At 70.7% G+C, this 11,758-nt stretch carries 12 protein-coding genes; 3 read left to right on the forward strand and 9 right to left on the reverse strand.

Annotation, left to right across the window (positions count from 1 at the left end):
* Positions 1-7: 7 nt before the first annotated feature.
* From ACO1X9_RS10035 to ACO1X9_RS10045, 3 genes are all read left to right on the forward strand, one after another.
* A complete protein-coding gene (locus tag ACO1X9_RS10035) occupies positions 8-916 on the forward strand; it encodes an SPFH domain-containing protein (RefSeq protein ID WP_486350691.1) in 909 nt (302 codons plus the stop codon).
* The gene (locus ACO1X9_RS10040) at positions 900-1,691 is read left to right on the forward strand and encodes a glycerophosphodiester phosphodiesterase family protein (RefSeq protein WP_486350692.1); all 792 of its coding nucleotides are present in this window, start codon (positions 900-902) and stop codon (positions 1,689-1,691) included. The genes ACO1X9_RS10035 and ACO1X9_RS10040 overlap by 17 nt, the downstream gene beginning before the upstream one ends.
* Positions 1,692-1,858: 167 nt before the next feature.
* Positions 1,859-2,239 carry an RNA polymerase-binding protein RbpA gene (locus tag ACO1X9_RS10045; protein WP_486350693.1) on the forward strand — a complete coding sequence of 127 codons (381 nt, stop codon included), beginning with the start codon at positions 1,859-1,861 and terminating at the stop codon, positions 2,237-2,239.
* A 13-nt stretch (positions 2,240-2,252) separates the two neighbouring features.
* On the opposite strand, the gene lnt is transcribed toward ACO1X9_RS10045, so the two are convergent.
* The 9 genes from lnt to ACO1X9_RS10090 all read right to left on the reverse strand — a co-directional run.
* A complete protein-coding gene (lnt, locus tag ACO1X9_RS10050; protein WP_486350694.1) occupies positions 2,253-3,890 on the reverse strand; it encodes an apolipoprotein N-acyltransferase in 1,638 nt (545 codons plus the stop codon).
* 11 nt (positions 3,891-3,901) lie between these two features.
* Positions 3,902-6,424: a DEAD/DEAH box helicase gene (locus ACO1X9_RS10055; RefSeq protein ID WP_486350695.1), complete on the reverse strand. Its 2,523-nt coding sequence runs from the start codon at positions 6,422-6,424 to the stop codon at positions 3,902-3,904.
* On the reverse strand, positions 6,421-7,200 hold the full coding sequence (gene tatC, locus ACO1X9_RS10060) for a twin-arginine translocase subunit TatC (protein ID WP_486350696.1): 780 nt from the start codon (positions 7,198-7,200) through the stop codon (positions 6,421-6,423). The genes ACO1X9_RS10055 and tatC overlap by 4 nt, the downstream gene beginning before the upstream one ends.
* Positions 7,201-7,204: 4 nt before the next feature.
* A complete protein-coding gene (tatA, locus tag ACO1X9_RS10065; protein WP_486350697.1) occupies positions 7,205-7,444 on the reverse strand; it encodes a twin-arginine translocase TatA/TatE family subunit in 240 nt (79 codons plus the stop codon).
* 32 nt (positions 7,445-7,476) lie between these two features.
* Entirely contained in the window at positions 7,477-8,469 is a 993-nt protein-coding gene (locus tag ACO1X9_RS10070) for a helix-turn-helix transcriptional regulator (protein WP_486350698.1), read from the reverse strand.
* Positions 8,456-9,433, reverse strand: coding sequence for a helix-turn-helix transcriptional regulator (locus tag ACO1X9_RS10075; protein ID WP_486350699.1), 978 nt, complete (start codon positions 9,431-9,433; stop codon positions 8,456-8,458). Before ACO1X9_RS10075 ends, ACO1X9_RS10070 begins: the two co-directional genes overlap by 14 nt.
* 13 nt (positions 9,434-9,446) lie before the next feature.
* Positions 9,447-10,373, reverse strand: coding sequence for a hypothetical protein (locus tag ACO1X9_RS10080; RefSeq protein WP_486350700.1), 927 nt, complete (start codon positions 10,371-10,373; stop codon positions 9,447-9,449).
* 10 nt (positions 10,374-10,383) lie between these two features.
* Positions 10,384-11,385 carry a tRNA (adenine-N1)-methyltransferase gene (locus ACO1X9_RS10085; RefSeq protein WP_486350701.1) on the reverse strand — a complete coding sequence of 334 codons (1,002 nt, stop codon included), beginning with the start codon at positions 11,383-11,385 and terminating at the stop codon, positions 10,384-10,386.
* The coding region (locus ACO1X9_RS10090; RefSeq protein ID WP_486350702.1) for an HAD family hydrolase at positions 11,382-11,758 on the reverse strand (377 nt) is incomplete at its 5' end. The genes ACO1X9_RS10085 and ACO1X9_RS10090, both read right to left, overlap by 4 nt.

An 11,758-nucleotide genomic window follows, 5' to 3' on the forward strand; every position in this document is an offset into this window, starting at 1 on the left:
CCACCTCATGACCGACGCCGCCATGTTCAACACGGTGATCCTGTGGATCGTCGTCGCGATCGTCGTGATCTTCGTGTTCACGATTATCGCCCGCTCGATCCGCATCATTCCGCAGGCGTACGCCGGCATCGTGGAGCGCCTCGGCCGCTACCACAAGACGCTCAACCCGGGCCTCAACATCCTGGTTCCCTTCATCGACCGGCTGCGCCCCCTCGTCGACATGCGCGAGCAGGTCGTCTCGTTCCCGCCGCAGCCCGTCATCACCGAAGACAACCTCGTCGTCTCGATCGACACCGTCGTCTTCTTCCAGGTGAACGACGCGCGCGCGGCGACCTACGAGATCGCCAACTACCTCGGGGCGGTCGAGCAGCTCACCACGACGACCCTCCGCAACGTCGTCGGTGGCCTCAACCTCGAGGAGGCCCTGACCTCGCGCGACAACATCAACGGTCAGCTCCGCGTCGTGCTCGACGAGTCGACGGGCAAGTGGGGTATCCGAGTCGGTCGCGTGGAGCTCAAGGCCATCGATCCGCCCGTGAGCATCCAGGACTCGATGGAGAAGCAGATGCGCGCCGAGCGTGACCGTCGCGCGCAGATCCTCACCGCCGAGGGCACGAAGCAGGCGGCGATCCTCCAGGCCGAGGGCTCGCGGCAGGCGAGCATCCTCGAGGCCGAGGGTGACGCCAAGGCTCAGGTGCTGCGCGCGCAGGGTGAGGCCGAGGCCATCCAGACCGTCTTCAACGCCATCCACGTCGGTAATCCCGACAGCAAGCTGCTCGCCTACCAGTACCTCCAGACGCTGCCGAAGATCGCGGAGGGCGACAGCAACAAGCTGTGGATCATCCCGAGCGAACTCACCGAGGCGCTCAAGGGGATCGGTGAAGGCTTCTTCGCACCTCGTGACCCCTCCAAGTAAGACGCGACGCGACCAGGGAACGCCGACCTACTTCACCCCCGCTCCCCCGCGGGTGCTCGCGCACCGGGGGTTCGCGCTCGACGCGCCCGAGAACACCCTTCTCGCGTTCGCCAAGGCGGTCGCCCTCGGTGTGACGCACGTCGAGACCGACGTGCACGGCTCCGCCGACGGTGTGTCGATGGTGAGCCACGACCCCGACCTGACGCGGCTCGCCGGTCGCAAGGTGCGGGTCGGGCAACTCACGTCCCACGAACTGCGTCGGATCCGGCTCGGCGAGGGACAGGGCTTCTGCTCGCTCGCCGACGCGCTCGACGCCTTCCCCGAGACGCGGTTCAACATCGACATCAAGTCGTCGGACGCGATCGCCCCGACCGTCGCGGCGATCCGGGATGCGGGCGCGACGGGGCGGGTGCTCATCGGATCGTTCAGCCCCGAGCGCCGACGGGCGGTGGTGCGGCAGCTTCCCGGCGTCGCGACCTCGGTGTCGTCACGCGGCGCCGTCGCGGCCGTGAGTGCGGCTCGCAGCGCGGGTGGCCTCCGCACGCTGCGCCGGATCCTCCGCGATGTGCAGGCCGTGCAACTCCCGCTCTCGATCCTGCGGATGGCGACGATGACGCCGCGCACGATCGCCGCGTTCCACGCCGCGGAGGTCGAGGTGCACGCCTGGACGATCAACGACGAGCCGACGATGGAACGGCTCCTCGACCTCGGGGTCGACGGCCTCGTCACCGACCGCGCGGACCTCGCGATGGAGGTTCTCGCGCGGCGTTCCTGAGGTCGCCTCGCCACCCGCTACCCATCCCCCCGGTAACCGCTGTGAAAGCACTGGGAACGCGCGTGCGGGGGCATGGGGGACGCCACCCTGTCGTTATACCTGAGGTGCTCACCCAGCACCGCCACGAAGTACGGCAGCACCGCTACAAGCAAGATTGGGGCCACACGATGGCAGAACGGAACCTCCGGGGCATGCGACTCGGATCGCAGAGCCTCCAGAGCGAGGAGGGCGTCGAGTTCGTCTCGCGCCGACGCAGCACGTACCGCACGGCGGACGGCTCGACCTTCGAGGTGACGTTCGCGTCCGATGCCGAGATCCCCGAGGTGTGGGAGTCGCCGCGCACCGGTCAGGAAGGTCGTCTCGTCGCCGAGGACGGCTCTCTTGTCGAGACCGAGGTCGTCGAGGCCAAGGCCGTGCGCACCCACTGGGACATGCTGCTCGAGCGCCGTACCCGCGCCGAGCTCGAAGAGCTTCTCGAGGAGCGCCTCCAGCTGCTCCGGGCCCGCCGCGGCGAAGAGGCGGCGAAGGCCGCGAAGAAGTCGGCCTAACCTCCGCAGAACCTCACGGGCGTCCGCTTCGGCGGGCGCCCGTCTGCGTGCGCCCGGTGATCCCCGCGACGACGAGACCGCCGAGCCCGAGCGCGCAGGCCAGCCACTCGAGCTGACGCCCGATCAGCACGGCGGGCGTGACGGTCGTCAGAAGGGGCACATCTGCGACCATGACGCCCGGCTCGTACCATGGCAACTGCTGCTGGATGGCGCCGTCGGGCAGCACGATCGCACTCGTGCCGACGGTCGACACGTTGACGACGGTGCGAGCCGTCTCGATGGCGCGGATGCGAGCGATCGCCAGCTGCTGCACGCTCTCGTCGGTGCGGCCGAAGTCCGCGTTGTTCGTCTCGGCGAAGACGATCTGGCCGCCCTGCTCGACGATCTCGGTCAGCAGTTGGTCGTCCACGATGTCGAAGCAGATCGCGTTGCCGACGATCACCCCGTCGCCGAGATCGAACACGGCATCCGTCGTGCCCGGCGTGTACTCGCGCTGGATCAGGTCGATGAGGTCGGGTGCGAACTGGCGCCAGAATGCCCGGTCGGGCACGTACTCGCCGAACGGCACGGGATGCTTCTTGTCGTAGTAGTCCGTCGGCCCCACTCCGGACTCCCAGAGCAGCACGGTGTTGAAGTACTCCGGTTCGGGGTCGCCGTTCTCGTCGACCTTGTCGAGCTGACGCGTCGTGATCGTGCCCCCGACGATCGGCGCGCCCGCGCGCGCCGACACCTCGTCCCACAGCTCGGCCGCCCAGGCGTACCGCAGCGGGTCGGCGTCGGACGCGCCCTCCGGCCAGACGATGACATCGACGTCCTCGTCGAGCACGGGAAGGGTCGCCTCGACCTGTCCGAGAAGGTTGTCGCCGAACTCGTCCGGCGGGTCGAAGTAGCCCGCCTTCGTCGCTCCCTGCACGGCACCGACTCGCAGCGTCGGGGCGTCGGCGGGCGCCGTCCCCGGCAGCGAGGTCCACGGCGGCACCGAGACGAGCACGAGCGCGGCGAGGGTGACCAGTGCGGCGAGACCGACCGCGCGATGCGGCATCCGGATGCCCTCGGCCACCGCCGCGACCAGGAGCGCGGCGACGAACACCATCGCGAACGACACCCCGGAGACGCCGAGCCACGCGAACAGCGGGGAGAGCGGGCTGTCGGACTGCGAGAACGCGACACGGCCCCACGAGAAGCCGCCGTAGGGCCAGACGCTCGCGGCCGCTTCGCGGGCGGTCCAGATTCCGGCGACGACGGCGGGCAGCAGCAGCAGTCGGCCCGCCGCGCCTCCCCAGACGCGGGGCAGCCATCGGTAGGCGAGCGCGATGAGCGCACCGGCCGCGCCGTTCCACAGGGTCATCACGGCGGCCAGGGCCGACCAGGGCACGAGTCCGAGGAACTCGGACGCCCACTCGATGTGCGGCCAGTAGAACGTCGCGCCGAAGACGAGCCCGACGAGCACCGCTCCGCCGACGCGGCGACCCTGCAGGGCGATGAGCACGAGCACGATCGCGGGGAACGCCGCGAACCACCAGCCCGTGTCGGGGAACGCCAGATCGAGCACGAGCCCCGCGATCGCCGCCGCCAACACCGCCGGCAGCAGCCCCAGCACCGCGGGTTGAGGAGCGCCCGCCGCCGGCGGACGCGTCTCGAAACCCCTCACCCCGGGAGCCATCACGACACCCCCGAGTACGCGACGATCCCGCGCCGGATGCCGTCGATCGCCTGCCGCGCGCGACGTCCGAGCGGCCCGTCGGCGACGATCGACAGCTGATCGAGCAGGTCGACCGCCTGCTTCATCCAGCGCACGAAGTCGCCCGCGGCGAGCTCGGCGTCCTTCAGCACGACGTCGAGCGCGGCGCCCTGTGCCCACTTCTGCGTCGCGAGAGCGAGCCCGGGCGACGGCGGATGGCCCTCGGGGAGGCGGTGCTGCAGCTCGAGGGCGGAGAGCTCCTCCCAGACCGCCTCCGTCGCTTCCAGCGCCGCCCGGAACGCGCCGCGCGGCAGCCCGCGTTCGCCGAGGTCGGCTCCTTCGCGTCGCGGCTCGTAGACGAGGCTGCTCGCGAGTGCGGCGAGCTGCGGGGCGTCGAGGTCGTCCCAGATGCCGCGTCGCAGGCACTCGGAGACCAGCAGGTCGCGCTCACCGTAGATGCGCATGAGGACCCGACCCGGCGGGGTCACCTGCAACTCGTCGTCACCGGCGACGTAGCCGAGCTCGCGGAGCACGTCGGTCACGCGGTCGAAGACCTGCGCGACCGCACCGGTGCGACCCGAGATCTGCGACCTCAGCTGGTCGGTCTCGCGCGTGAGCCGCCACCACCGCTCGGCCCACCGGGCGTGACCCTCGCGGTCGGAGCAGGCGTGGCAGGGGTGCTGCTTCATCCGCTTGCGCAGGTCGGCGATCTGGCGCTGCCGTCGTTCGCGCTCGCCGCGGCTCTCCTGCTGCCCAGGGCCTCGTCCCTCGGCGCGGGCGTTCTTGCGCTCCAGATCGCTCAACTCGCGCCGCAGCGACGAGTAGGCGCGGAAGTCGCCGAGGTGGCACGTCATCGCCTGCTCGTAGCCGCCGAGCGCTTCCTCCTGCTTGCGCACGCGGCGCGCGAGGTCGACGACGGCCCGGTCGGCCTGGAACTGCGCGAACGAGAGCTCGAGGATCTCGCGGGTGCGGTCGCGCCCGAACTGCTGGATGAGGTTCACCGCCATGTTGTAGGTCGGGCGGAAGCTCGAGTGCAGCGGGTAGGTGCGCCGCGAGGCGAGGGATGCGACGGCGCGCGGGTCGACCCCGCCGGCCCATTGGATGACGGCGTGACCTTCGACGTCGATGCCGCGCCGCCCGGCGCGCCCCGTGAGCTGGGTGTACTCCCCCGGCGTGATCGGCACGCGGGCTTCGCCGTTGAACTTCTCGAGCTTCTCGATGACGACGGTGCGCGCGGGCATGTTGACGCCGAGCGCGAGGGTCTCGGTCGCGAAGACGACCTTGAGGAGTTTGCGCTGGAAGAGCTCTTCTACGACCTCCTTGAAGATCGGCAGCATCCCGGCGTGGTGGGCGGCGATGCCCCGCTCGAGTGCGTCGAGCCAGCCCCAGTAGCCGAGCACGGCGAGGTCGGCGTCGGGGATCGCCCGGCAGCGTTCCTCGACGATCGAGCGGATCTCGTCGCGCTCCCAGGCTTCGGTGAGCCGGATGTCGCTGCGCGCGACCTGCTCGACCGCGGCGTCGCACCCGACGCGACTGAAGACGAAGAAGATCGCCGGCAGCAGGTTGCGCGACCGCAGGAGCTTGACGACATCCGCCCGACCCATGCGATCGCCGAACAGGCGATCACCGCTGAGCCCGCCGGAGCCGTGCGCACCGCCTCGGCCGTCGCCGCGCGAGACGGTGCGCTCCGCCTCGCGGCGCTTGCCTTTGCCGGGTCGTCCTCCCCCGCGTCGCCACGAGTCGACGCGGTCGGAGCCGGCCGTGAGCCGCGAGAGCTCGGGATTGACTCGCGACGAGTCGGCCCCGTCTCCGAGCGCCGCACCTTCGAACAGGTCGAGCAGCCGGGACCGCACGAGCACGTGCTGCTCGAGCGGCACGGGGCGCTCCTCCGACACGATGACGTCGGTGTCGCCGCGCACCGCCTGCAGCCAGTCGCCGAACTCCTCGGCGTTCGACACGGTCGCCGAGAGCGAGACCATCCGCACCTCCTGGGGAAGGTGGATGATGACCTCTTCCCAGACGGCGCCGCGGAACCGGTCGGCGAGGTAGTGCACCTCGTCCATGACGACGTACCGCAGATCGCGCAGCAGCGGGCTGTCGGCGTAGAGCATGTTGCGCAGCACCTCGGTCGTCATCACGACGACTCGGGCCGAGCTGTTGATGTTGCTGTCGCCGGTCAGCAGTCCGACCCGGGCGGCGCCGTGCTCGGCCGTAAGCTCCGAGAACTTCTGGTTGCTGAGCGCCTTCATGGGCGTCGTGTAGAAGACCTTCGCTCGTGGATCGGCGAGGGCGAGGTGCACGGCGAACTCCGCGACGATCGTCTTGCCCGCACCCGTCGGCGCCGCCACGAGGACGCTGCGACCGGCCTCGAGCGCCTGGCACGCGTCGTACTGGAAGGGATCGAGGTCGAACGCGAGCTTGTCGCGGAACTCCTGGAGACGCGGGGTGCCGCGTTTCGCCTTCGCGGCCGCGTAGCGCTCCGCGGGCGACAGTGCGTCGCTCACGAGACGAGCGACGCGGCGAGGCGCCGGTCGGCGATGCGGTCGTGCCAGACGGCGATGCCGGCGGTGAGGAAGTAGAGCACGACGAGCGGCCCGGCCACGAGGGCCATCGCGAGCACGTCGGTCGCCGGGGTGGCGAGGGCCGCGAAGACGACGGCGAACAGGATGCCCCAGCGCCAGGCCTTGAGGATCGTCATGCCGCGCACGACACCCGCGAAGTTGAGGATCGTCAAGAAGACGGGCGTGACGAACCCGATCCCCGTGGCCAGCACGAGCTTGAGCACGAAGTCGAGGTAGTACGACGCGTTGTAGAAGCTCGCGTCCTCGGGCGGCACGAAGCCCGCCATGAACTCCACGATGCGGGGGAAGATGAGCCACCCGACGAGGCAGCCGCCGAGGAACATCGGCACGGCGGTGAAGAAGAACCCGAAGACGTAGCGCTTCTCGCGAGCCTTCATCGCCGGGGTGACGAAGGCGAAGACCTGGTACAGCCAGATCGGGCTCGCGATGACGATGCCGAGCACGAGCGCGAGTTGCATGCGCACGCCGAAGGCACCCGTGATGGCGTCGTAGTTGATGACGGCGTCGTGGTTCTCGGCGACGGCGAGGATGGGTTCGCGGAGCAGGTCCCAGACGTACTCGGAGAGCCACCATCCCCCGGCCGCACCGACGATGATGCCGAGCGCGGCGAACATGAGGCGCTTGCGCAGCTCGACGAGATGCTGGCCGAGGCTCATGCGCCCTTCGGGATTGCGACCGCGTGACCGCTGTGCGGCCATGCGGCTAGACCTTGTCGGCGTCGGGCTTCGCAGCGTCGTTCGTCGAGGGCTGGGGCTTGGTGGCGTCGGACGTCGCCGGCTCCGTCGCCTGGCCGTCGTCCTTCATCTCCGACCGGAAGGACTTGATCGACTGGCCGAGGCTGCGCGAGAGGGCGGGAAGGCGCGTGGCGCCGAACAGAAGCAGCACGACGGCGAGGATGACGATCCAGGCCCAGGGCTGGTTCATGAAGAAGAGGGTGAACACGCGATCTCCTCGTTTCGGCGGGTGGGGCCAGTCTATCCCCGGTGGTACTGGGCCGCCGCCTCGGAGGCCCACGCCGCGACGGCCTCCCGGGCCTCGGCGGGCTCGACGACCGTGACGACACCCGGCATGCCGGCGACGAGCCGCTTGAGTCCGTGGAAGTGCGACACCCGCAGCGTCGTGCGCATGCGGACGCCGTCGTCGGACGTACGCGCACCGTCGGGGATGAAGTCGGCGAGCAGCGGCATCGCCGAGGGCTCGACGTCGATGACGACCTCGAGGTCGTCGGGTGAGGGCTCGAAGAGATCCGGCAGCCGCACCTCGCTGCCGCGATGCTCGACGACCTCGTCGGTCACGACGGCGTCGGAGATGCGGTCGAGACGGAAGGTGCGCACCGCTTCGCGGAGATGGCACCAGCCGCGCAGGTACCAGTCGGCGTCGAGCGACTCCACCTGCAGTGCGTCGACGCGTCGACGTTCGCGCTCCCCGGCCGCCGTGAGGTAGCCGAACTCGAGCTGGAGCCCCTTGTCGACCGACTCGCGGATGAGCTGCAGCGTCGCCCCCATCGTCTCGCGTGCCTCCGCTCCACCGACGCCGACGGGCGCCACCGGCCCGGAGGCACCGAGCGACAGCTTCGCCTTGAGACTCGCGATCGAGGAGCGGTCGGCGTACTCCGGGAGGGCGGACAGATACTCGAGTCCCATGATGAGCGCCGCCGCTTCGCGCGCGGAGAGTCGAGGCGAGTCGTCGATCGCGACGCGGTTGGTGAGCACGATCTCGTCGTCCTGCTCGAATGCGTCCCAGTCGATGTCGAACAGGTCGTCGTGCTGATAAGCCGCCGTCTCTCCGGGAAGCCCGCTCACCGCGATCAGCTGGACGGCTTCCCGGATCTGGTCGGCGCCGACCGCGAAGTGCGCGGCCGCTTCCGCGACCGGAGTGCGGTCACGGTCCATGAGGTACGGCACGAGCGAGAGCAGGAACGCGAGCTTGTCGCGCGCCTGGAAGGGCTGCGGCTTAGGCGTGGCCATGTGCGGCGATCACCCCGTTCAGGCGGGCGACGACGGCGTCACGCAGTTCGGTCGGCGCGACGACGAAGACCTCGGGTCCGAAGCCGCTCAACTCATCGGCGAGGATGTTGACGTCGACGAAGTGGAGCACCACGCGGTCCCCCTCGACCTCGGCACCGCGGTTCGCGAGACGCGTGGCGGCATCCGACTCCGGTCTCACGCGCAGCTCGGCGATGCTGCGCTCCCACACCTCCTGGAGGTCGGCGAGGGCCTCCGCCGGATGGTCTCCCTCGGGCACCTCGGCGGCGCGACCGGTGGCCACGGGCCCGACGATACGCCTCAGCAGATAGGTGCGCCGGTCGCCCTTCTCGCTGAGCGCCGACAGGTGCCAACGACCCTGGTACTGCACGAGGGCGAGCGGGAGGACGTGACGCTCGGAGGCGCGCTCCTCGCCCGGCTTGAGATACGGGAAGCGCACGCGCACGCCCTTGCGGATGGCCGCGTCGAGCGGGTCGAACGCGGCGTCACGCAGCCGGATGCGCGGAGCGTAGCCGAGCACGGGCTCGTCGGCCGTCACCCCGAGCGAGCGCAGCTTGAGCAGCGCGCGACGCGACTCCCCGGACAGCGAGCCCTCGCGCCAGACCGTCGCGGCGAGGTTGAGCAGCGCCGTCTCCTCCGGAGTGAACACGATGTCCTGCGGCAGCTCGTAGGCACCCTTCGGGATGCGATAGCGCAGCGTCTGGTTGTTGCCGGCGTCGCCGGGCGAGTCGAGCGTCTCGAGCGGAACGCCGAGGTCGCGGATGTCGTCCTTGTCGCGCTCGAACTGCCGCTCGAGGTTGGCGTTGTCGCCGCCGCTCTTGAAGCGCTGGTGGTAGCCCTGGACCGTCGAGAGGATCTCGTTCTTCGTGAGCCCCGTCTCGGTCGCGAGCAGGGCGAGGACGAGGCTGAAGAGCCGCTCCTCGACGGGTACGGCAGCCTGCGTCATGCCGACCGTGACCCTACTCGCCGGCGGTGACGCCGAGGATGTCGAAGACGTACGCCGTGGCGCCACCCGCACCGTCGGCATCCGGGATGACCACGAGAATCTGGGAGCCGACCTTGGCGCCGAGGAGAGCGTCGACGAGCACTTCCTCGCCCATCGTCTCGAGCGTCGGTGCGAGGACGTAGGGCGTGCCGCGGGTCCACGAGTCGATGTCGCCGACCGAGGCGTCCGCCGACGTCGGCGACGACCAGGTGAACGAGCGGGCGTGGAAGACCACGGTGGCGTCGTCGGCCACGACCGCCCCCGAGCCGGCCTTGATGGTCGCCGTGCGGGGCTCGGTGATGTCGGCCTGGTAGCCCAGGGCGAGGCCGGGGGTGCCGTCGACGGCCGTGACGACCGTGGGCATGCCGTCGAGCGGCAGCTGGTTCACGCCGTTCGCCTTGCCGAGGAACACCTCGACGATGTCGATCACCGCGACGAGGGTCGCGGTCTCGCCCGGGTAGTCGGCGACGAGCTGCTCGGCGGGGCCCGTGACGACGAGACGGGAGCCGGCGGTCGCGCAGACGAGCGCCTCGCCGATCGCGAGGCTGCGGTCGCTCGCGCTGTACAGCGCGCTCGACTCGTTGACCGAGGCGCCGGTCGCGCCCTCGTAATAGACGTAAGAGGCGAGCACGGTCGCGCCGGCCGGGATGGGCTCGCCTTCGCCTTCGGCCGTGACCGAGCGCTCGGGCTCCGTCGCGATGAGCGGGGTCGGCATCTCGACGGCGGGCGTGTCGCCCACCTCGCCGCTCACCGACACCGCCGTCGAGGCATCACCCGGCTGGTAGGCGGGCGTGCATCCGCCGCCGAACGGGCCGCCCGTGCAGCCGGCCAGGGTGCCCGCGACGAGCGCGGCGGCGAGGACGGCCGTCAGCGGCCTTGCAAGGGGGGAACGACGACGCACGACAGACACTCTACTTCTCGCCGGCGCCTGCATCGTCCCGTGTGGCTGCTCCGGTCCCGTCCGCGATCGCGCGCGCGTCGCGGACGACGCGCCGCATCCGCTTGTCGCTCTTGACGTGCTCGCCGACGGCGCCGGGCGTCCAGGCTTCGACGTCGGCGTCGTCGTACTCCGCCTTCGACGCGCGTCGCGCGGGTGCCGGCAGCACGGCGCCGGGAGCGAGACGGCGCGCGGTGAGCAGGAACCCGGTGTGCCCGACCATGCGGTGGTCGGGCCGCACCGCGAGACCCTCGACGTGCCAGCCGCGCACGATGGTCTCGGTCGAGTCGGGCTGCGTGTACAGGCCCGAGGCGCGGATCGCCTCGGCGACACGGGAGAGCTGGGTGACGGTCGCGACGTAGCAGAGCAGCACGCCGCCGGGAACGAGCGCCTCGCTCACCGCGGGGAGGCACTCCCAGGGGGCGAGCATGTCGAGGATCACGCGGTCGGCGCGAACCCCGCGGGCCGGCAGCTCGTCGGCGAGGTCGCCCAGAGCGATCTCCCAGTTGGACGGCACCTCGCCGAGGAATCCCGCGACGTTGCCGCGTGCGATCTCGGCGAACTCCTCGCGGCGCTCGAACGACAGCAGCGAGCCGGTCGACCCCAAGGCGCGCAGCAGCCAGAGGGACAGTGCGCCCGAACCGACACCCGCCTCGACGACGGTCGCGCCGGGATGGATGTCGGCGAGGGCCAGGATCTGCGCCGCATCCTTCGGGTAGATGATCGCGGCACCGCGTGGCATCGACATGACGTAGTCGGCGAGCAGCGGCCGCAGGGCGAGGTACTGGTCGCCGTTCGAGGCGGGCAGCACGGAGCCCTCCGGCTGTCCGACGATCGCCTCGTGCCACAACACGCCGCGGTGCGTGTGCAGCCCGCCGCCGGCCACGAGGGTCACGGTGTGCAGACGCCCCTTCGGACCGGTGAGCTGCACGCGGTCACCGAGGCGGAACAGCGAGTCGGGCGTAGGTGCGTTCACGGCAGGGCCTCCCCCAGCTCGGCGAGGGTGAGCCCCTCGAGGGTGTCGCGCAGGCGGTACGCCGGGCTGGGCGGCAGCGGGATGTGCAGCGGCAGGGCGAACACCGTCGCGCCGGACGCGACAGCCGACGCGACCCCGGGCTCGGAGTCCTCGAGCGCGACGCACGCCGTGATGTCGACGCCGAGCTGTGCGGCCGCGGTGAGGTAGGGCTCGGGATGCGGCTTGGCGTTCGCGACGTCGTCGCCCGCAACCACGAGGTCGAAGCCCGGGACGCCGAGCGCCGCCGCGAGAGCTTCCGCGACATCCACCGCCATCCGGCGACGGGACATCGTGACGAGCGCGGTCGGGATGCCGGCCTGCCTGAGTTCGAGCA

It is taken from the genome of Pseudolysinimonas sp., from assembly GCF_057350545.1.